Genomic DNA, 20,634 nt, shown 5'->3' on the forward strand with positions numbered 1-20,634 from the left:
AAAAAATTCTAAAGCATAGGAGCGAATCCAAGCTATGTCCGTATTAGAAGTGAAGAACTTACATGTATCGATAGAAGACAAAGAAATTTTAAAAGGTGTCAACTTAACAATGAAAACAGGCGAAATTCATGCCATCATGGGACCAAATGGAACGGGGAAATCAACTTTATCCGCCGCTATCATGGGCCATCCGAGCTATACCGTTACAGAAGGTGAGATTTTATTAGATGGACAAGATGTTTTAGAAATGGCCGTTGATGAACGTGCTCGAGCAGGATTGTTTTTAGCTGTGCAATACCCAAGCGAGATTGCGGGTATCACGAACGCGGAATTTATGCGTGCAGCAATCAATGCTAGAAGACCAGCAGACGATAAAATCTCGGTTATGAATTTTATCAAAAAGTTAGACGACAAGATGGCAGTATTGGATATGCCAGAAGAAATGGCTGAACGTTATTTAAATGAAGGCTTTTCCGGTGGCGAGAAGAAACGCAATGAGATCTTGCAATTGATGATGATCGAGCCAACATTTGCTATTCTGGATGAAATTGATTCAGGTCTAGATATTGATGCATTAAAAGTCGTGTCAAAAGGAGTCAATGCGATGCGCGGTGAAAACTTCGGGGCATTGATCATTACCCATTACCAACGCTTGTTAAATTATGTGACACCAGATGTGGTCCACGTGATGATGAACGGTATTGTTGTTAAAACAGGCGGAGCCGAACTGGCTAAACGCTTGGAAGCGGAAGGCTACAAAGGTATCCGTGATGAACTAGGTTTAGATATTGTGTTAGAAGACGATTAAGGAGGATCAAGATGAAAGAGACCAATTATATAGATTATCTTGACTCTGTTCAGCAATTTTCATTGATGCATGAAGAACCGTTGTGGATGATGGAATTTAGAAAATCAGCGTTAACTAAAATCAACTCTTTAGAGCTCCCATCTTTTGAAAGAGTTAAGTACCAACGCTGGCCGTTGCTGCAAGTTCCTGACCTATTCAGCTATGAAGAAGGGATCATGTTGGCAGAAGATTTTTTAACCGGTGATAGCGATGCACCGCGAGTGATCCAAGTCGGCAATCAAACCGTTATGGAACAATTGCCGATGAAGTACATCGAACAAGGTGTGATCTTTACCGATATTTTTACGGCTTTGCAAGAGCATCCAGCTTTAGTGAAAAAGGTCTATATGAAGCTAGCCGTTGAACACGATGAAGACAAACTGACCGCTTTTCATGCAGCCTTTATGACCAGTGGCTTGTTCTTATATGTTCCTAAAAATGTCGTGATTGATGAACCTCTTGAAGCGTTATTTGTCCAAAATAGTCAAGTCCAAAACAGCTGGATCAAGCATGTTTTGATTTTTGCGGATACCAATAGTGAATTTACCTATGTCGAAAAATACGAGACCATTGGCACCGAAAAAAATGCGGCTAATATTATTGTGGAAGTGATTGCCAACCCCGGAGCGAAAGTGAAATTCTCAGCGGTCGATCAAATCGGAGAAACAACTACTACGTATATCAATCGCCGTGGACATGCACTCAAAGATGCAACGATTGAATGGGCAATTGGCGTTATGAATGCTGGAAATGTGATTGCCGACTTTGATACCGATCTGATTGGAGAAGGGGCGCACAGCGAAGTCAAAGTTGTGGCCATCAGTATGGGTAAACAGATACAAGGCATCGATACCCGTGTCACCAACTATGGTCGCAATACGATCGGTCATATTCTACAACACGGTGTGATTTTAGAGAAATCGACGTTAACCTTTAACGGTATTGGACACATCATCAAAGGCGCTAAAGGGGCAGATGCTCAGCAAGAAAGCCGCATCTTGATGTTGTCTGAACACGCTAGAGGAGACGCAAACCCAATTCTGTTAATCGATGAAAATGATGTGACGGCCGGACACGCAGCGAGTGTAGGCAGAGTAGACCCAGAAAACTTGTATTATTTAATGAGTCGAGGCATTCCTAAACAAGAAGCCGAACTCTTAGTCATTCGAGGATTCTTAGGTTCCGTTATCGCAGCGATACCATTAAAAGTCATGCGTGACGGATTAGTGGATACGATTGAAAGGAAGTTAAGCAAATGAGTTTTTCAGCCGAACAATTGAAAAACGATTTTACGATTCTAACGCAAATTGTGAACGATGAACCATTAGTGTATTTAGATAATGCGGCAACCACTCAAAAACCCACAGCTGTACTGGCTGCACTTGAAACCTATTACCGTGAAGCCAATGCCAACGTCCATCGTGGCGTGCATACGTTGGCCGAACGGGCAACAACGCAATACGAAGCAGCGCGTGAAAAAGTACAACATTTTATCAACGCCAATGAATCAGCTGAAGTGTTATTTACTCGTGGCACCACAACTAGTTTGAACTGGGTAGCTAAAAGCTACGGTGAAGCGAACGTGAAGTCAGGAGATGAAATCCTAGTTTCAGTGATGGAGCATCACTCGAACTTGATTCCTTGGCAGCAGTTGGCTAAGAAAACAGGGGCTGCATTAAAATATATCGAGCTGACAGAAGAAGGCTTATTGAACATGGAGAGTTTGCACGTTCAATTAAGCGAGAAGACCAAAATCGTAGCATTGGCGCACGTCTCCAATGTTCTTGGGGTCGTTAACCCCATTCAAGAGATTGCGCGACTGACCCATGCAAGAGGAGCCGTATTAGTGGTCGATGGAGCGCAAGCTGTTCCGCATATGCCAGTGGATGTCCAAGAGTTGGATGCTGATTTTTATGCCTTTAGTGGACACAAGATGGTCGGACCGACTGGTATTGGCGTATTGTATGGCAAACGGCACTTATTGGAACAAATGGAACCCGTTGAATTTGGCGGAGAAATGATCGCTATGGTGGATGAACAAGATAGTACGTGGAAAGAATTGCCTTGGAAGTTTGAAGCAGGCACCCCTAATATTGCGGGAGCCATCGGATTAGGCGCAGCCATCGATTATTTATCGACGGTTGGACTGTTAGCGATTCAAGAACATGAAAAAGGATTGATGGCTTATTTGTGGCCGAAACTAATGGCAATCCCAGGAGTAACGATTTATGGACCAAAAGATTTAGCGAAACGGACTGGTATCGTAACGTTCAACCTAGATGGGCTTCATCCACATGATGTGGCAACGGCTATGGATATGGAAGGGGTAGCGATTCGAGCTGGTCATCATTGTGCTCAACCCTTGATGCGCAGATTATCAGCGGATTCAACCGCTCGAGCGAGTTTTTATCTGTACAATACGACAGCAGATGTGGATAAATTTATTGAAGCATTGCTGGCAACAAAGGAGTTTTTTACTCATGGCCTTAACTAAATTGGATCAATTGTACCGCCAAGTCATCTTAGATCATTCCAGCCATCCTCATCACCATGGGAAATTAGAGCAGTCAACGACTCAAATTGAGTTGCTTAATCCGACTTGTGGGGATGTGATGCAGCTTCAACTGGTCGTCGAAGACCAAGTGATTAAAGATATTCGGTTTGATGGAAGCGGTTGTACCATCAGCCAAGCCAGCGCCAGTATGATGACTGATGCCGTAATTGGGAAAACTGTTTCTGAAGCGTTAGCCTTAGCAGATCAATTCTCTCTGCTCGTGCAAGGCAAAGACGTTCCAAAACTGGAAGAGCTAGGGGATGCGGCATTATTGAATGGCGTCGCAAAATTCCCTGCCCGCATCAAATGTGCGACGTTATCTTGGAAAGCACTGGAAAAAGCATTGAGTGGAAAAGAGCCTGATGAAGAAAAAGCAAGGAGTGTAGAATAATGGGAGAAGTACCAGAACGCGAGAATTACCAATTCGGCTTTCATGATGACGTGAAATCTGTTTATACAACAGGTAAAGGACATTCTGAAGCAACCGTTCGAGAAATTTCAAAACGTAAACAAGAACCAGACTGGATGTTGGATTACCGTTTGAGAGCTTATAATCATTTCAATAAACGACCGATGCCTGAATGGGGAGCGGATTTATCAGAAATCGACTTTGATAACATTACCTACTACAAAACCGTCAGCAATCAACCGGAGCGCAGTTGGGAAGACGTGCCGGATAAAATCAAAGAAACCTTTGAACGCATTGGGATTCCAGAAGCCGAACGCAAATATTTAGCGGGCGCCGGAGCACAATACGAATCTGAAGTGGTTTACCACAACATGAAAGAAGAATTTGAAAAAATGGGGATTGTCTTCACCGATACCGATACAGCTCTAAAAGAATACCCAGAAATCTTCAAAGAACATTTTGGAACAGTCGTACCCGCAACCGACAATAAATTGGCAGCTTTAAATTCAGCAGTCTGGTCTGGTGGAACGTTTATATATGTTCCAAAAGGCGTGCGCTGTGACGTACCACTGCAAATGTACTTTCGAATCAACGATGAAGCGATGGGCCAATTCGAACGGACATTGATCGTTGTAGATGAAGGTGCTAGTGTGCATTATGTTGAAGGCTGTACTGCACCAACTTTTTCATCTAGTAGTCTGCACGCTGCTATCGTTGAAATTGTAGTCAAAAAAGACGCCTATTGCCGCTACACGACGATCCAAAACTGGTCCAACAATGTCTACAACTTAGTGACGAAACGCGCTGTAGCCGAAGAAGGGGCCACTATGGAGTGGATCGATGGCAACCTTGGAGCCAAAACAACCATGAAATACCCAAGTATCCAATTAAATGGCCGCGGAGCCAGAGGAACAATGCTGTCGATTGCGATGGCTGGAGCTGGGCAAAATCAAGATACAGGGGCTAAAATGATTCATAACGCACCAAACACTTCCAGTTCAATCGTCTCAAAGTCAATTGCGAAAGACGGTGGAGAAGTGAATTACCGTGGACAAGTCACGTTTGGCAAAAACTCAGGCGGATCCATCTCGCATATCGAATGCGACACGATCATCATGGATGACTTATCCAAGTCCGATACGATTCCGTTCAACGAGATTCATAACGGCAATGTCTCACTAGAACATGAAGCCAAAGTTTCAAAAATCTCAGAAGAACAACTCTATTACCTCATGAGCCGTGGCTTGACTGAACAAGAAGCCACCGAAATGATCGTCATGGGCTTCGTCGAACCCTTCTCCAAAGAACTCCCTATGGAATACGCCGTGGAATTGAACCGATTGATTGCATATGAGATGGAAGGGTCAGTGGGTTAGTATAACTCAGATTTTAAAATTTGAAATGTATTAATGGAACAAAATTATTCTGAATTCAGTTGGTTATCTAATAGGTCATTAGCTTAAGAGTTTTAACAATGATAAAGAGCGAGGGTTCATGCAATGAATGCATGAACCCTCGCTCTTTTATGATGGAAGAAGGTTTCTTTCTTTCCTTCCTTTTTTATTTCATCATCTTGACCAGTGAAGTAATAGTCTAGATGTAAGTGCGAGTCCCACATAAGAGGTGGCAAAAAAAGGCTTTGTCAATCGGTTACTTTACGTGTTTTTCGTTTGTACACGAGGTCTTTGTGCGGCTTTTTGACCGCCTCTTCGACCTTGTTTATTTTTAGCGCGTGCTCCACTATTGCGCGTGGCAACAACTTTTCTCGCCTGCTGTGCTGGTGCTTGAGTGCCTTCTTTCAATAGATAAGGATGGTCTTTTATGACTGGAACTTTCCTCTTACTAAGTTTTTCAATGTCGCGCAACAAGTCTGATTCTGTTTCATCACAGAAAGAGATAGCTTTTCCGCTTAGCCCTGCGCGTCCTGTACGGCCTATACGGTGAACGTAGGTTTCTGGAACTTCAGGCAAGTCAAATTGGATAACTTGCGAAAGTTCAGGCACATCGATACCACGGGCTGCGATGTCTGTCGCTACGAGAACGCTAGTTTTCATGGTCTTGAAGTTTTCTAAAGCTTGCTGACGCGCATTCTGGGACTTGTTGCCGTGAATCGCTTCGGCGGAGAAACCCGCTTGCAAAAGTTTTTTGACGATTTTGTTGGCACCATGCTTGGTTCTGGAGAAGACTAGGGAGCGCTCAACCTGCTTATTCTTCAAAAGATAGATAAGTAGGTTAGTTTTGTCGGTCTTGGCTACGCGATAAACGTTCTGTTGGATGACTTCAACAGTTGATGAAACCGGATTGACCACCACTTTTACCGGGTTTGATAAAATGGTTCCTGCAAGTTTTTCGATTTCACTCGGCATCGTTGCTGAAAAGAACATGCTTTGACGTTTCTTAGGCAATTCGCGGATAATATGGCGTACATCACGTAGCATCCCCATGTCCAACATCATATCTGCTTCGTCTAAGACGAAGAAATCAACCTGGTTAAGTTTGACAAATCCTTGTCTGATAAGGTCCAACAGTCTGCCTGGTGTTGCGACTAGGATATCTGTTCCGCGTTTCAGCGTGGCTGTCTGAGGATTCTGAGAAACGCCGCCAAAGATTACTTGGATATTCAATGGAAGGTATTTAGCGTATGTTTGGAAGCTTTCACCGATTTGTATAGCAAGTTCACGGGTAGGAGCAAGGATTAAGGCTTTGATGGCCCCTTTTCCAACGGTTTTTTCTTCCATAATATTTTGAAGGATGGGTAAGGCAAAGGCAGCTGTCTTACCAGTACCAGTCTGGGCACAGCCCAACAAATCCTTGTTGTTCAGCAGATGCGGAATGGCATCCTCTTGGATGGGCGTTGCTTTCGTATAGCCTGCTTCTTTCAGTGCGTGCAATAGGTGTTGGTTCAATTCTAATTCATTAAATAACAAATGGTTCTCCCTCGGCATGTTATACATGCATTTAATTTTTGTGAATGTGTTTCGGATTAGGTTGGTTTAGCATACAAGAGTCTGACTATCTTTCAAAAACAGACCTGATCCGAACAAGTATATAGTTTCTCTGAGAAATAGCATGACTGGCCTATTATATCAGAAATGGAAGTGAGAGTCACATTATTCCATTTTGGGGTTTTAATGTTTATTTTTTATATAAAGAGGATTTCCAAAAATACTTGTTTTTGGAAAAGTAACTATTTATCTTATGATAATTTTTACTTTATTGAATGGAAATTTAAAAATCGTTTTATCTCACAGTTATTGTTTAATAAAAAGAGAAAATAGTGTCTGCAAGTGAAAATGATAATAAGTTAACCAAGTTAGAATATGATTTAGAATTCTAGTGAATTTAGTTTGTCTACGTGTCTTTTTTTAATTAACCAATAGAAAAATATCGAAATAGTAATTCTTATTATGATTATTTGTGAATATTTTAACATTTCTATTTACTTTAATAAAATTCAATCATATAATTGAATTGAAAATACTTATCACCTAAAAAGCTTGATTCGTTTTATCTAATTATCTGGTTTTAGATAATCAATAAAGGGATGAAAGTGCAGAACTGAACAAATAGAGATAAAAATAAATAGTATAAATGGAGATGGAAAAATGACTATACTAAAAACAGTAAAATACTTAGGACTTGTTACGGCTTCAACTTTCTTGCTAGGTGCTTGTGGACAAAAAAATGCTGCAGAAGAACAGACAGCTGTGAATGAACAGTCAACGGAACAGACAGAAAAAGCAACTTTTCCATTAACGTTGGATAATTACACTACATCATCAGAAGGCGCGGTATTTTCAAAAAAAGAAATAACGTATGAATCCAGCCCCAAATCGATTGTTGCCAATAATCAGGGAACAGCAGAGTTGCTGATCCAACTTGGATTAGCTGAAGACATTGTAGGCGTAGCTGCCTTATACGGTGAAGGCGATGAAACGGTAACTGAAGATTTTTCAAACATTCCTATTTTGTCAGAAGGATATGTTGGAAAGGAATTAGTCGTAGGAGCTGATCCGGATATTGTTGTGGGACGTGGGCAACTGTTTGCCAATGCCGAATGGGGAACGGGAACAGTTGAAGAATTGAATGATGTGGGTATTCAGACTTATATTCAAGCAACATCAACGACTGGTGCGACTTTTGAAGATATCTATACAGATATTGATCAGTTAGGAAAATTGTTTACAGTTGAAGAGAAGGCACAACAATTTTCAACGGACGTAAAAAAACGGATGGATGCGATCGCCGCAGCCATTCCGGATAAACAGAAAACACTTGATTATGCTTATATTTTTGGAGCAGAAGGTACGAACGTGAATATTTACAGTGGTGCAGCAGACACTTACTTAAATGATGCATTAAGCTATATGAGCTTAGAAAATACGTTTGCAGATGCAACGGGAGAAATCAGTGTCGAAGCTTTATTGGAAGCTGATCCAGATGTATTGTTATTGGTTAACTATACGGGTGGACGCGATCCCAAAGAAAGCTTAGCTGATTTGAAAGCAAATGACGCACTTTCAAGTCTGACAGCAATCAAAGAAGACCGTATCTATACGATCGATTACAATCAGTTCTGGAGTTATGGGTACCAAATTTTAACCGGTATGGAACAACTCAGCGCTGAAATGCAGTCAAAAAATTAATTTATAGTAGGAGGGAGTAAGCTGATGAACCACATCGATAAACAACGCAAATTATTTTATATGTGTTTACTCCTTTTTATTGTATTGATTATTTTTTCGGTTGGAATCGGTGTCGCGATTGGACAAGTCGCTGTACCATTAAAAGAATCATTTCAAATACTGCTTAAAAATTTGTCAGGGGGATTGATTGATAACTTACCGGGAGGTTCTTCTGATTCTTTCGAAAATATTATCTGGCAAATTCGTTTTCCGAGGGTACTCTTAGCAATGCTCACCGGTATGGGATTATCCTTAGCCGGTGCGGTCATGCAGACAACGGTCCAGAACCCACTCGCAGATCCTTATATCTTAGGCATTTCGTCTGGAGCCTCTCTGGGTGCAACGTTCGCTATTATGATTGGTTTTGGGGGAACCAGTATATTGTCTCAATTTGGTTTATCTTTTTGGGCATTTTTAGGTGCTGTGACAGCTGCTCTGTTAGTTTTACTCTTGTCGAATGCTACTGGACAAATGAATTCGATCAAATTGATCTTATCCGGGATGGTATTAAATGCTCTCTTTACAGCCTTTTCCAATTTCATTATTTATATCGCTAATGATGCGGAAGGGATTCGTTCAGTTACTTTTTGGATGATGGGAAGTTTAGTCGGAGCCAGTTGGTTCAAGTTACCTTTAATAGCCACCATTGTCCTGGTTTGTTTGCTTTTCTTTTTAACACAAATACGGACCTTGAATCTTATGTTATTAGGCGATGAATCAGCCATTACGCTTGGAGTGAATTTGAAATTTTACCGCAAATTGTATCTCGTTATTACGTCGGTTCTAACAGGGGTCATTGTGGCAAATACTGGAATGATTGGATTTGTAGGGTTGATTATCCCACATATTGTCCGTGGGATAGTCGGGTCAAATCATCGATACTTTTTACCATTATCAGTTTTTTCAGGATCCTTATTCATGGTATGGTGCGATATCTTGTCTCGTATTATCCTGCCAACGATTGAATTGCCTATTGGTATTTTGACTTCTTTAATTGGTGCACCACTGTTTATTTATATTTTTGTGAAAAAAGGCTACGAGTTTGGAGGGTAAGTATGAATTTAACGATTGATAATGTATCGGTATCTATTGCCTCTCAAAAGATTATAGAAGGGATTTCCTTGCACGTTAGTCAAAATCAGTTTGTTGGTGTAATCGGACCGAATGGCTGTGGGAAATCAACTTTATTGAAAAGTGTTTCTAAACTACTTGAACCAAGTAAGGGAGTTATTACTCTGGGTGATGAAAACGTTCAAGATCTTTCAAATAAACAGCTCGCAAAAAAATTAGGTGTCGTGGGACAGTTTCACGAAATCAATTTTGATTTTTCTATCCGTGACATGTTGTTGCTCGGACGTTCACCATACAAAGGTTTAATGGAGAGAGACAGTGCTTTAGATTATGAAATTGTTGATCAGGTTCTTCTTCAACTAGATTTGGAAAAAATTGCGGATAGGAGTTTTTTATCCCTGTCCGGTGGAGAAAAACAACGGGTCATATTAGGTAGAACCTTGGTCCAACAACCTAAATTTTTAGTTTTAGATGAGCCCACCAATCATTTGGATATCAAACATCAATTGAGTATTTTAAGAACAGTCGGTTCTTTGCCTATTGGTGTATTAGCAGCTTTACATGACTTGAATCTAGCTGCACGCTTTACAGATTACTTGTATGCGATGAAAGATGGACGGATCATTCAAGAGGGAAGACCTGAGGAAGTGTTAACAGAAGCGGTCATTAAAGAATTGTATGAAGTGGATTGTCATACCTATGTTAACCCTATTTCAGGTAAACAAACCATTGAATTTCTATGAAACTAAGAAAAAGTCTTTATTAAAACACCTCTGTCGAATTCCAATACATTGAATTCGACAGAGGTGTTTTGCGTCAAATTAGTAATTTAAGTGGTTTGAACAAACCTAGTTACATAGCCATCCAACTAGGCTCCAAGGTATTTCCGTCTGGATCTTGTACTTCAAGTCCAAACATTTGGTCTTCAGACATCCCCATATCTACTTTGTGGAAATCACCGCCATTGGTTTTTGCTGTTTCAGCAAATTTTTTGACTGCATCAGCACTTTCCAAGTTGAATGCAATTAGAGAGCTGCTAGTAGTTTGAGTATTTGCAATTGTTTTATCTTTAAGAAAACGGCTATAAAATTTGTGATTCAGCAGCATAATCCAAAAGTGATCATCCCAAACCATTGCGACAGCTTCATCGTTTGAGAATTCGTTATTTTTAGCAAAACCTAATTTTTCATAGAATGCAGCAGAGCGATTGACATCAGATACAGGGAAATTTACAAAAACCATTGTTGGCATAAAAATCCTCCATTCTCTTCATAGACTGATTTTATTACAAGTAAAGCATCTCACGAGGAAACTTTTTTGTCAAAAATAGGAGATTAAATTGCGCTAGTCATTCTAAGGTTTATGCCATGTCTATACGAGTAAGAAATGAAGGCTAAAACCGACAATTTGGTGAGACACTCTGAGCTTTATTTCGTTAAAAAAGAAGCTCTTCTATTATACTTAGGTAGAGAAGGTACTAGGAGGCAACTAAGATGAAAAAAATGATTACGGGAACGAATCATGCGTCTATTGCAGTGGAAGATGTAGGAGATGGACAGCCAATTGTTTTCTTGCATGGGTGGCCGTTTGATCATCAGATGTTTGAATACCAATACAATTACTTTTTGCCTAGAGGGTATCGCATGATTGGAATCGACTTTCGTGGGTTTGGTGAGTCAGATTTAGTGATTGAAGATTACGGCTACAATACACTTGCGGACGATGTTAAGAGAGTTTTAGAAGACTTACACATTGAAGAGGCTATTTTAGTCGGGTTTTCAATGGGCGGAGCGGTTGCCACGCGGTACATGGCTCGTCATAAGGGATTTGGAATTAAGAAGCTGATTTTGATCAGTGCAGCAGTTCCTCAATTTGCTAAGAAACCTGCTTACTCCATTGGGATTAAAAAGTCGGAAATCACAGCTATGATGGAACAAATTCAAGTTGATCGTCCTAAACTGATTCAAGAATTTATTAAAAAGCTGTTTCATGAGAAAACCTTAGTCTCCTATAAAGGTTGGCTGACAAATTTGGCATTAAGGTCTTCTTCTTATGGGATGATTCTTTCAGCACTGGCTATGCGAGATGAGAATGTACGAGAAGACCTTGAAAAAATTACGGTATCGACCTTGATTTGTCATGGTAAAAAAGACACTGTTTGTTCGTATGAAGTGGTGGAAGAAATGACTCAATTGATTTCTAAAACTATTGTCGTGTCCTTTAGAAAGAGCGGACATGCGATTTTCCATGATGAGACAGAAAAATTGAATCGGACGATGCTGATGTTTATTCAAAATAAGAACTAAAGAAACAAGCTAGAAACAGAATTTGTTTCTAGCTTGTTGTCTAATATATTTATTTTGCACATAATTCTAGTAGACTTATGCTGATTGGAATTGGCTTTGATAAAGATCAGCATAGAAGCCGTCTTTTTCCAATAATTCATGGTGGCTTCCAGTTTCAATAATATTCCCTTTGTCCATAACTAAAATGAGATCTGCATTTTTAATTGTCGACAATCGATGGGCAATCACAAAGCTGGTTCTGTCCAACATAAGATGATCGATTGCTTGTTGGATTTTAATTTCCGTTTTAGTATCGATACTTGAAGTGGCCTCATCTAAGATCATGACTTTCGGATCTGATAATATGGTCCGAGCAATGGTTAACAATTGTTGTTGTCCTTGTGAGATCATATTGTTTTCACTTGAAATAATTGTGTCATAACCTTCTGGTAATGTTTGGATAAACGAGTCACACTGCGCTTTTTTAGCTGCAGCAATCACTTCTTCTCGAGTAGCGTCTTTCTTTCCATAGCTAATATTTTCAGCAATGGTTCCTTCAAACAACCACGTATCTTGCAACACCATACCAAACTGTTTTCTTAGATCATGTCTGGTTAGGGTGTTCGTGTCTATCCCGTCAAATAAAATAGACCCACTATTAATTTCATAGAACCGCATCAATAAGTTTACAAGTGTTGTTTTCCCAGCACCCGTAGGACCTACAATAGCAATCGTCTTTTTGGGTTCTGCAATAAAGTTAACGTCTTTCATGATCAATTGATTTTTGTTGTAGCCAAAACTGACATGCGAAAATTCGATTTGACCAAGTGGATTATCAATCACATTAGCCTTTTGGATATCTGGAACTTCATTTTCTTCATCCAAAACTTCATAAATCCGTTCAATGGCTGCTAAACAACCTTGAAGCATATTTACAACATATGAAGCTTCTGTAATAGGGTCTGAAATTTGATTAACATATTGTAGAAAAGCTTGAAGCAATCCGATTGTTAGCGTTCCTTGGATGGCTAAAGTAGCCCCCATTAAGGCACTGCTGATATACGCCAATTGAGTAATGCTTCTCATGATAGGGTAGATTGCAAAGTTAACAAATTGGGCCTTTTTATGTGCTTTATATTGTTCGTCGATTAATTGATCGGCTTTTTGAATGACTTCTTCTTGTTTATTAAAAGCTTTAATAATCGTGTTTCCGGAATAGTATTCCTCCGTAGCGCCACTTAATTTTCCTAAGGTATACATATTGTCGCCAAATAACGTTTGATTCTTTTTAGAAATGACTTTCGTGACGATAATATTGACCAGGATCATACAAATAATAATCAAGGATAAGCGGCCGCTAACATAAATCATTAGACTCAACCCAACAATGACAATGATGATTGAACTAATAAACTGATTAAAACTCATGATAATAAAGTTCGCTACTTTATCTGCATCGGCTGTCGTTCGACTTAATAGATCGCCTACTTGTGTTTGATCATAAAAATTTAAAGGCAATTTATTTAGTTTAGCTGTTATTTTCTTTCGTAAGGTTAGACTGGCATCTTCGCTGACAGAGGCAATTAAATATTCCTGAAAGTAATTACAAATAAATATAATTCCAGCAATGATTAATAAGATTAAAAGAGGTCCCATAATCGCTGATCGAATACTTTCCATCATTGAAGCACCTGGTGATCTTACAGCTTCAATTAGTCCATCAATAGCTTGTGCTGTAACTAAAGGAATCGCAACATAGGCTAATGTGCCAATGATGTTTGAAAGAATAGCTGGAATGGTTTTCTTTTTTTGAAGCATTAGCAGTTCGAAAAAATAATGAACGGCTTTTTTTAGATTTTTTGGTTTTTCTGAGTCTATTTCTTCTAAATGCACTTGTTCTTTTTTAGACATTTTCTTTCACCTCGCTTTTAGACAGCATATTTTGAGATTTAGCTAATTCTTGATAGACAGGATTTTTTTCAATTAATTCTGAATGGGTTCCTTTACCCACAATTTTACCTTCATTTAAGACGATGATTTGATCAGCATCAATGATCGTGCTGATTCTTTGGGCAATGATTAACGTTACCGCGTCTTTCAATTCTGGTTTTAAAGCGGCTCTTAGTTTCGCATCTGTTTTATAATCCAGTGCTGAAAAACTATCGTCAAATACATAAATCTGAGATTTCTTTATCAGTGCACGTGCGATTGCCAAACGTTGTTTTTGTCCTCCAGAAAAATTGGTTCCCCCTTGAGCTACCAAGGCATTAAATTGCTGATCCTGTTCTTCTATAAACGGTAAGGCCTGAGCAACCTGAGCTGCATGTCTCATTTCGTCAACCGTAGCTTCTTTATTCCCATCTAAAATATTATCCTGAATGGTTCCACTAAATAAAAATGCTCGTTGTGGGACGTAGCTGATCAATGAACGAAGGTCCTTTTGAGAAAGTTTACTGATATCTGTACCGTGTATCAAAATTCGACCCTTTTGAATGTCATTGAACCGCAAAAGGATTTTAGCAATCGTACTTTTACCGGATCCCGTTCCACCAACGATAGCCAAGACTTCACCCGTGTTGATCGAAAAATCTAGGTCTTCCAGGACTGATTTGTCAGCGCCTTGGTACTGAAACGTTACGTTCTCAAAGGACAAAGCAGGCTGTACAGTAACATCTACTTTTTCGTTCAACAGACTGTCATCTTCCACTTCTGGTTGAAGTGTCAGTACTTCCTGAAGTCTATTTAATGATGCGATGGCTCTAGGTATGTTAAACATGATCAAAGCGGTCATGATAAATGAAGACATTGTGATGACTGAGTACCCGATAACGGCAGTGATTGACCCTACTTGAATGCTATTTTCTGCAACCAAGGAACTACCCACCCAAATAATAGGAATCATCGTAAGGGCGTTCAGACTAAAAGCAACAGGTGTTAGAAAGGCAAAGTACTTATTGATTCGAATCATATTTGCTGCAAAATCACTAAAACTACTATCCACTTTATTTTTTTCATATTCAGCATTATCAAATGCACGAATAATTTTTACTCCTTTAAAAAATTGTCTAACAAGCATCGTCATTTTATCCATCTTTTTCTGAATATTATTGATCAAGCGAGTAGATTTAAACATCACGGCAGTAATGACACCGATAAAAATAAGAATGGATACAAGTGGAATGACCGTCATAATAGGGGAAATCCGATAAGCCAATACTATAGAAATGACTGCCATAAATGGACTCGGCAAAACCATTTGAAAAAGAGATAACGTCACCTCTTGAATATTGACAACATCACTAGACGTTCTTGTGACTAAAGAGGCCACACCAATTTTATTCGTGTCGTTTAGTGACAAATCTTGTATTTTTCTAAATAACTTTTTACGGGTTTCTTTTCCAAAACGTGAAGCAATTTCAGAAGTGTAGTAACTTCCAAGTACCCCGACAATGGCTCCTACAAGAATAGTAAGCAACATCTGAATTCCAATAGAAGAAACGACGTTGGTATTTTTTTCTAAAATGCCTTTATCAATGAGTTGAGCAATTAAATAAGGAATAAATAGAGTTGCTACGGATTGAAGTAAAATTAAGCTACTTGTAACGAGAACAAGCAGTTTGTTTTTCTTTAGAAATGTAAAAAATAAATGCATATTGTTCCTGTCTCCTTTTAGTTATTCATATAAACTTACTTCAAATAGCATAGGAGCAAGCACAATGCTTTGAAATAAGCGAATAATAGCAGTATAATCTGTATAGCTACTATACAGTCAAGTTTTATTTTCAAAAACTGTGGACGGGAAGAGAGGAATCATATGGAAAAGGAATATTTAACCATTAGTCAGTTTTCAGCTTTATCTGGAATCAGTCGAAAGACCCTTATTTATTATGACAAAATCGAGTTGTTCTCGCCTAAAACAGTCACAGATAAAGGGTATCGAATGTATGAAGAAAAACAATTAGATACCATTAGTGTGATCTATATTTTAAGAGAGTTAGGGAAGTCAATCAAAGAAATAAAAATTTATATGCAAGAACGAACTCCAGAAAAAATGGTGTCCTTATTTCAAGAAGAACAAAAACAGATTGATAAAAAAATTAGTACGTTACAGCAATACAAAGAGATGTTAGAAAAAAGAATAGAGTTAACAAAATTGGCAGACGTAACCACTGTAGGAAAACTTACCTTTATCTGGCAAGAAAAAAAGCCAATACTAATGGGGAAAAAAATAAATCAACATTACAATGAAGCCCTTATCGATTTCTATTCACTTATTGACCAGCAACAGATTGTCCAAGGTTTTCCGATAGGAGCGATTATTGAAAAAAACAAATTGGCCATGGGTGAGTTTTCAAATCTTAGTTATTTCTATATCAATAAATCGACTGAAGATAAAAATCAGGTAAGTATAAAACCTGAAGGATCTTATGCAGTTATGTACGATTATTGTGATTACAATAAAACAGGAAAACTGTATCAGAAAATGTTAGATGGTCTAGCAGAAAAGGATTATGAGATTGATGGGGATGCCTATGAAGAATACATCATCGATGAAGTGGCAGAAAAAAATCCAGAAAAGTATTTAGTTAAGGTCATGATTAAAGTGAAAAATAAAAATGAGAGTAACTCTGAAACGGTAGATTAGCAACCGTTCACTGGTTTAATATCTGTCAAAAGATAGAATCTGTTTTGAATCGATTTTGGTTAAGAAGGTTGTACATATAAACCCTACGTTTCTTTTTATTCAACTTATAAGGTACTCAATATTTGTTTACCTACTGGAAGTTTCTTGCTAAGTAATCTGTATGGTACTCAATGGATGCTTGTGTCCGGATTTTACTCAACGATAACTTTCTATAAAAACAACTGAAGAAATCTACCTAGTTAATTTAACCTATCAAGATTTGTATTATCATGAAGGTAGTAAGGCAGTTTTAAAAAGATATTGACATCGCTTGTATTTAAATATATTCTTACATTATAAAAGTAAATTAGTCTTCAGGGCAGGGTGCAAGTCCCTACCGGTGGTAAAGCCCACGAGCCGCAAGGCAGATTCGGTTAGATTCCGAAGCCGACAGTATAGTCTGGATAAAGCGAAGACAAAGTAATTGCAGAGAAATTAAGATAGCTATAGTCTTTTTTTGGATAGATAGCAGTCATGAATTTGTGAAGCAACTATTAACTAGTCTTATTTAGCTATAAGTCGAAGCCCTGGATATAAAAATCTGAGGGCTTTTTTGTGTAGAAAAGTAAAAATTAAATAGTCTTCAGGGCAGGGTGCAAGTCCCTACCGGTGGTAAAGCCCACGAGCCGTAAGGCAGATTCGGTTAGATTCCGAAGCCGACAGTATAGTCTGGATAAAGCGAAGACAAAGTAATTGCAGAGAAGTTAAGGTAGCTATAGTCTTTTTTTAGATATAGAACAATCTTGAATTTGTGAAGCAATTATAAGAAAGTCTTATTTAACTATAAGTCGAAGCCCTGGATATAAAAGTCTGGGGCTTTTTTGTGTAGAAAAGTAAAAATTGAATAGTCTTCAGGGCAGGGTGCAAGTCCCTACCGGTGGTAAAGCCCACGAGCCGTAAGGCAGATTCGGTTAGATTCCGAAGCCGACAGTGATAGTCTGGATAAAGCGAAGACAAAGTTTACAAAAATCAACAGTAACCGAGTAAAGAGTATTCGGAGTTATTTGTTGAGCCTTGTAAAAAAATGACGAAAGCCCTGAGAGTAGATTCTTAGGGCTTTTTTAATTTGAATGGAGTGAGAGGATTGGATGAAGTATACATGAGGATGGCACTGGACTTGGCAAGAAAGGGTAAAGGGTGGACAACTCCTAATCCTTTAGTTGGAGCGGTCATTGTAAAAGGTGGAAGAATTATTGGGCAAGGCTATCATCAAAAATATGGACAGCCCCATGCGGAAGTAAATGCTATTGCATCAGCCAAAGAAGATGTGACTGGGGCAACATTATATGTCACGTTAGAACCTTGTTCTCATTTTGGAAAAACACCTCCTTGTTCAGACTTACTGATAGACAAGAACATTAAACGAGTAGTCGTGGGAACACTCGATCCAAACCCACTAGTTGCTGGAAAAGGAATCGAAAGGCTTCGTAACAATGGAATTGAAGTAGTGACTGGTGTACTAGAAGAAGAGAGTCAAAAATTGAATGAGATCTTTATAAAATACATTGTCACGAAAGAGCCATTTGTGGTTATGAAAAATGCGATGTCTCTAGATGGAAAAATCGCTACAGTGACAGGCGAATCTCAATGGATTTCTGGTGAGTCATCTAGAAAACAAGTCCATTCTCTGCGCCATGAATTAGCTGGAATTATGGTCGGTATAGAAACGATTATCAAGGATGACCCACAACTAACTTCTAGAACACTAAACAGCCGTAATCCTATTAGAATTGTTGTCGATAGTCAGCTAAGAATCCCAATCGCCTCAAAGGTATTAACCCAACAAGATAAAGCGAAGACAATTGTGGCTACCACGAAAAGAGCCAATAATGAAAAATTAGATACGTTAAAGCAGATGGGTATTGAAGTGATTGTGACTAAAGAAAAATGTGAAAGAGTTGATTTACGAGAATTAATGAAGGTAATAGGAGCTAAAGGAATCGATAGTATCTTACTGGAAGGCGGTGCAAATTTGAATTTCTCGGCTTTAGAAGAAGGGATCGTGGACAAAATACAGTCCTATATTGCGCCAAAAATAATTGGAGGAAAAGAGGCTAAAACCGCTGTAGAAGGGGCAGGTATCCAATTATTAAAAAATGCGTTTCAAATTGATCGAATGACGCCTGTGATGGTTGGAGAAGATCTGTTTGTGGAAGGCTATATTGTTAAATAAAGAGAAACAATCGATTGGAGGAAAAGCATGTTTACAGGAATTATTGAGGAAATGGGAACGATTCAATCAATCAAACGAGGTGAAAAATCTTCAATATTGAAGATAAAGGGAAAAAAAGTATTGCAAGGGACTCGTATCGGGGATAGCATCTCGACAAATGGCATCTGTTTGACAGTAACAAAAATAGAAAATGATTCTTTTGAAGCGGACGTCATGTCTGAATCTTTGATAAGAACGAACATAGGGGAATTGACGCCTGGAAGTTATGTCAATATGGAACGAGCACTAAGTTTGGAAACACGTCTTGGTGGCCATATGGTTAGTGGCCATATCGATGGAACGGGAAAGATAAGAGAAATGAAGCGTGAGGATAATGCCGTTTGGATCACGGTTGAAACAAGTCCTAAATTATTGCGTTACATTATTGAGAAAGGTTCTATAGCGATTGATGGCGTTAGTTTGACAGTTGTGACGGTTGATAATCAATCGTTCAAGGTTTCTGTCATTCCTCATACCGGTGAAGAGACCGTTCTATTGCATAAGCAACCAGGAGATGCTGTAAATCTTGAATGCGATATGATCGGAAAATATGTTGAAAAATTATTAGGTTTGGATTCGAAATTGCCAGTTCAAGAGAGTCAAGTAACGACAGAATTTTTGAAAGATAACGGGTTCTTTTAGAACAGAATGGAGAGACATATGTTTAATACAATTGAAGAGTTACTTGCTGATTTAAGAGCTGGGAAAAACATTTTATTGGTAGATGATGAAGACAGAGAAAATGAAGGAGACATTATTTGTGCGGCTGAATTTGCTACTACAGAAAATGTGAACTTTATGGCTAGTTATGCCAAAGGTCTAATTTGTATGCCTATGCCTAAAAGCTATACAAAGAAGTTCGCATTGCCACAAATGAGTCTAAACAGTACAGATAATCATGGGACAGCTTTTACCATTTCAGTGGATCATGTGGAAACGACAACGGGTATTTCAGCTGGTGAACGGTCATTGACCGCTATGAAATTGGTGAGCGATGATGCAAAAGCGGAAGACTTTAGAAGACCAGGGCATATGTTCCCGTTAGAAGCTGTTGACGGGGGTGTGCTGGCTCGAAATGGACATACAGAAGCAACGGTTGACTTGATGCGTTTAGCAGGTCTGCAACCAGTGGGGCTATGTTGTGAAATCATGAATGAAGATGGATCGATGGCAAGAAGAGACGATTTATTGGTTTTAGCTGATGATCATGATTTAAAAATCGGTACAATTGCCGATTTAATTGAGTATCGAAAAACCCAAGAACAAGTTATTTTCCGCGAATCTAAAGCACTGTTACCTACCAAATATGGAGATTTTGAAATCTATGCCTATGAACATGCGGTAACTGGGGAACACCATGTCGCTTTGGTTATGGGTGAAGTCAGTGATGGGGAACCAGTACTATGTCGTATCCATTCGGAATGTTTGACAGGTGATGTATTTGGTTCAAAAAAATGCGATTGCGGTCAACAATTGGATGCAGCAATGAAACATATTGCAGATGAAGGACGCGGGGTTTTAGTTTACATGCGTCAAGAAGGACGTGGAATTGGATTAGTCAATAAAATAAGAGCTTATGCATTACAAGATCAAGGACACGATACAATTGAAGCTAACTTGATGCTTGGTTTTCCAGCTGATCTACGAGAATACTATGAATGCAAACAAATTTTTGATGACTTGGGTGTTTCTCATCTACGCCTGATGACTAATAATCCACTGAAGGTGGAGAGCATGGATAAATACGGTTTGGATATTGTAGAAAGAATTTCACTTCAAATGGAAGCTTTTGCTGAAGATAAAGGCTATCTAAAGACCAAGCAAGAAAAAATGCATCATTATTTGAATTATTGAGAAAAGAACAGCGCATGATAAAAAAATACCATA

The 20,634-nt window shown here is 38.9% G+C and carries 17 protein-coding genes and 3 riboswitches; of the genes, 13 read left to right on the plus strand and 4 right to left on the minus strand.

Annotated elements, in window-relative coordinates:
- Nucleotides 1–34: 34 nt before the first annotated feature.
- From sufC to sufB, 5 genes are read left to right on the plus strand one after another with little or no spacing between them, the layout of a single operon-like run.
- Nucleotides 35–808, plus strand: coding sequence for a Fe-S cluster assembly ATPase SufC (gene sufC / locus ACKI3H_RS02885; protein WP_407370780.1), 774 nt, complete (start codon nt 35–37; stop codon nt 806–808).
- An 11-nt stretch (nt 809–819) separates the two neighbouring features.
- Complete coding sequence (sufD, locus tag ACKI3H_RS02890) at nt 820–2,106, plus strand: Fe-S cluster assembly protein SufD (protein ID WP_407370781.1); 1,287 nt, start codon at nt 820–822, stop codon at nt 2,104–2,106.
- Entirely contained in the window at nt 2,103–3,341 is a 1,239-nt protein-coding gene (locus ACKI3H_RS02895) for a cysteine desulfurase (protein ID WP_407370782.1), read from the plus strand. Before sufD ends, ACKI3H_RS02895 begins: the two co-directional genes overlap by 4 nt.
- Nucleotides 3,328–3,792, plus strand: coding sequence for a Fe-S cluster assembly sulfur transfer protein SufU (gene sufU, locus ACKI3H_RS02900; RefSeq protein WP_407370861.1), 465 nt, complete (start codon nt 3,328–3,330; stop codon nt 3,790–3,792). The genes ACKI3H_RS02895 and sufU overlap by 14 nt, the downstream gene beginning before the upstream one ends.
- Nucleotides 3,792–5,186: a Fe-S cluster assembly protein SufB gene (gene sufB / locus ACKI3H_RS02905; protein ID WP_407370783.1), complete on the plus strand. Its 1,395-nt coding sequence runs from the start codon at nt 3,792–3,794 to the stop codon at nt 5,184–5,186. Before sufU ends, sufB begins: the two co-directional genes overlap by 1 nt.
- 279 nt (nt 5,187–5,465) lie before the next feature.
- Here sufB and ACKI3H_RS02910 read toward each other — a convergent pair whose 3' ends face one another.
- Nucleotides 5,466–6,737, minus strand: a complete 1,272-nt coding sequence (locus ACKI3H_RS02910) for a DEAD/DEAH box helicase (protein WP_407370784.1) — start codon at nt 6,735–6,737, stop codon at nt 5,466–5,468.
- Between the two features lie 678 nt (nt 6,738–7,415).
- On the opposite strand from ACKI3H_RS02910, the gene ACKI3H_RS02915 reads away from it, so the two are divergent.
- The 3 genes from ACKI3H_RS02915 to ACKI3H_RS02925 are packed head-to-tail and all read left to right on the plus strand — an operon-like array spanning nt 7,416 to nt 10,309.
- The gene (locus ACKI3H_RS02915) at nt 7,416–8,456 is read left to right on the plus strand and encodes an ABC transporter substrate-binding protein (protein ID WP_407370785.1); all 1,041 of its coding nucleotides are present in this window, start codon (nt 7,416–7,418) and stop codon (nt 8,454–8,456) included.
- 24 nt (nt 8,457–8,480) lie between these two features.
- Nucleotides 8,481–9,548 (plus strand): FecCD family ABC transporter permease, encoded by a 1,068-nt coding sequence (locus tag ACKI3H_RS02920; protein ID WP_407370786.1) that lies wholly within the window; start codon nt 8,481–8,483, stop codon nt 9,546–9,548.
- A 2-nt stretch (nt 9,549–9,550) separates the two neighbouring features.
- Nucleotides 9,551–10,309 carry an ABC transporter ATP-binding protein gene (locus ACKI3H_RS02925; protein ID WP_407370787.1) on the plus strand — a complete coding sequence of 253 codons (759 nt, stop codon included), beginning with the start codon at nt 9,551–9,553 and terminating at the stop codon, nt 10,307–10,309.
- Nucleotides 10,310–10,418: 109 nt separating this feature from the next.
- Here ACKI3H_RS02925 and ACKI3H_RS02930 read toward each other — a convergent pair whose 3' ends face one another.
- Nucleotides 10,419–10,817 (minus strand): VOC family protein, encoded by a 399-nt coding sequence (locus ACKI3H_RS02930; RefSeq protein WP_407370788.1) that lies wholly within the window; start codon nt 10,815–10,817, stop codon nt 10,419–10,421.
- A 242-nt stretch (nt 10,818–11,059) separates the two neighbouring features.
- Between ACKI3H_RS02930 and ACKI3H_RS02935 the strand changes: the two genes are divergently transcribed.
- Nucleotides 11,060–11,872, plus strand: coding sequence for an alpha/beta fold hydrolase (locus ACKI3H_RS02935; RefSeq protein WP_407370789.1), 813 nt, complete (start codon nt 11,060–11,062; stop codon nt 11,870–11,872).
- Nucleotides 11,873–11,947: 75 nt separating this feature from the next.
- Here ACKI3H_RS02935 and ACKI3H_RS02940 read toward each other — a convergent pair whose 3' ends face one another.
- Both ACKI3H_RS02940 and ACKI3H_RS02945 read right to left on the minus strand, forming a co-directional pair.
- Nucleotides 11,948–13,762 (minus strand): ABC transporter ATP-binding protein, encoded by a 1,815-nt coding sequence (locus ACKI3H_RS02940; RefSeq protein WP_407370790.1) that lies wholly within the window; start codon nt 13,760–13,762, stop codon nt 11,948–11,950.
- The gene (locus tag ACKI3H_RS02945; protein ID WP_407370791.1) at nt 13,755–15,503 is read right to left on the minus strand and encodes an ABC transporter ATP-binding protein; all 1,749 of its coding nucleotides are present in this window, start codon (nt 15,501–15,503) and stop codon (nt 13,755–13,757) included. Before ACKI3H_RS02945 ends, ACKI3H_RS02940 begins: the two co-directional genes overlap by 8 nt.
- 162 nt (nt 15,504–15,665) lie before the next feature.
- Here ACKI3H_RS02945 and ACKI3H_RS02950 point away from each other — a divergent pair, with 162 nt between their 5' ends.
- From ACKI3H_RS02950 to ACKI3H_RS02965, 4 genes are all read left to right on the plus strand, one after another.
- On the plus strand, nt 15,666–16,496 hold the full coding sequence (locus ACKI3H_RS02950; RefSeq protein ID WP_407370792.1) for a MerR family transcriptional regulator: 831 nt from the start codon (nt 15,666–15,668) through the stop codon (nt 16,494–16,496).
- Between the two features lie 345 nt (nt 16,497–16,841).
- A riboswitch (FMN riboswitch) is annotated at nt 16,842–16,956 on the plus strand.
- A 154-nt stretch (nt 16,957–17,110) separates the two neighbouring features.
- Nucleotides 17,111–17,225, plus strand: a riboswitch (FMN riboswitch).
- Nucleotides 17,226–17,378: 153 nt separating this feature from the next.
- A riboswitch (FMN riboswitch) is annotated at nt 17,379–17,494 on the plus strand.
- A gap of 140 nt (nt 17,495–17,634) precedes the next feature.
- Nucleotides 17,635–18,708: a bifunctional diaminohydroxyphosphoribosylaminopyrimidine deaminase/5-amino-6-(5-phosphoribosylamino)uracil reductase RibD gene (ribD, locus tag ACKI3H_RS02955; protein WP_407370862.1), complete on the plus strand. Its 1,074-nt coding sequence runs from the start codon at nt 17,635–17,637 to the stop codon at nt 18,706–18,708.
- A gap of 27 nt (nt 18,709–18,735) precedes the next feature.
- Nucleotides 18,736–19,389 (plus strand): riboflavin synthase, encoded by a 654-nt coding sequence (locus ACKI3H_RS02960; RefSeq protein WP_341046495.1) that lies wholly within the window; start codon nt 18,736–18,738, stop codon nt 19,387–19,389.
- 18 nt (nt 19,390–19,407) lie between these two features.
- A complete protein-coding gene (locus ACKI3H_RS02965) occupies nt 19,408–20,601 on the plus strand; it encodes a bifunctional 3,4-dihydroxy-2-butanone-4-phosphate synthase/GTP cyclohydrolase II (protein WP_407370793.1) in 1,194 nt (397 codons plus the stop codon).
- The last annotated feature ends 33 nt before the right edge of the window (nt 20,602–20,634 follow it).

It is taken from the genome of Carnobacterium sp. (assembly GCF_045617425.1).
Lineage (GTDB): Bacteria > Bacillota > Bacilli > Lactobacillales > Carnobacteriaceae > Carnobacterium_B.

Excerpts from the sequence above, each read along its gene's own strand:
- ACKI3H_RS02960 (WP_341046495.1), top strand. The coding sequence starts at position 18,736 with ATGTTTACAGGAATTATTGAGGAAATGGGAACGATTCAATCAATCAAA.
- sufC (WP_407370780.1), top strand. The coding sequence starts at position 35 with ATGTCCGTATTAGAAGTGAAGAACTTACATGTATCGATAGAAGACAAA.
- ACKI3H_RS02940 (WP_407370790.1), bottom strand. The coding sequence starts at position 13,762 with ATGTCTAAAAAAGAACAAGTGCATTTAGAAGAAATAGACTCAGAAAAA.
- ACKI3H_RS02915 (WP_407370785.1), top strand. The coding sequence starts at position 7,416 with ATGACTATACTAAAAACAGTAAAATACTTAGGACTTGTTACGGCTTCA.
- ACKI3H_RS02920 (WP_407370786.1), top strand. The coding sequence starts at position 8,481 with ATGAACCACATCGATAAACAACGCAAATTATTTTATATGTGTTTACTC.
- ACKI3H_RS02965 (WP_407370793.1), top strand. The coding sequence starts at position 19,408 with ATGTTTAATACAATTGAAGAGTTACTTGCTGATTTAAGAGCTGGGAAA.
- ACKI3H_RS02895 (WP_407370782.1), top strand. The coding sequence starts at position 2,103 with ATGAGTTTTTCAGCCGAACAATTGAAAAACGATTTTACGATTCTAACG.
- ribD (WP_407370862.1), top strand. The coding sequence starts at position 17,635 with ATGAGGATGGCACTGGACTTGGCAAGAAAGGGTAAAGGGTGGACAACT.
- sufD (WP_407370781.1), top strand. The coding sequence starts at position 820 with ATGAAAGAGACCAATTATATAGATTATCTTGACTCTGTTCAGCAATTT.
- ACKI3H_RS02925 (WP_407370787.1), top strand. The coding sequence starts at position 9,551 with ATGAATTTAACGATTGATAATGTATCGGTATCTATTGCCTCTCAAAAG.
- sufU (WP_407370861.1), top strand. The coding sequence starts at position 3,328 with ATGGCCTTAACTAAATTGGATCAATTGTACCGCCAAGTCATCTTAGAT.
- ACKI3H_RS02945 (WP_407370791.1), bottom strand. The coding sequence starts at position 15,503 with ATGCATTTATTTTTTACATTTCTAAAGAAAAACAAACTGCTTGTTCTC.
- ACKI3H_RS02930 (WP_407370788.1), bottom strand. The coding sequence starts at position 10,817 with ATGCCAACAATGGTTTTTGTAAATTTCCCTGTATCTGATGTCAATCGC.
- ACKI3H_RS02950 (WP_407370792.1), top strand. The coding sequence starts at position 15,666 with ATGGAAAAGGAATATTTAACCATTAGTCAGTTTTCAGCTTTATCTGGA.
- sufB (WP_407370783.1), top strand. The coding sequence starts at position 3,792 with ATGGGAGAAGTACCAGAACGCGAGAATTACCAATTCGGCTTTCATGAT.
- ACKI3H_RS02935 (WP_407370789.1), top strand. The coding sequence starts at position 11,060 with ATGAAAAAAATGATTACGGGAACGAATCATGCGTCTATTGCAGTGGAA.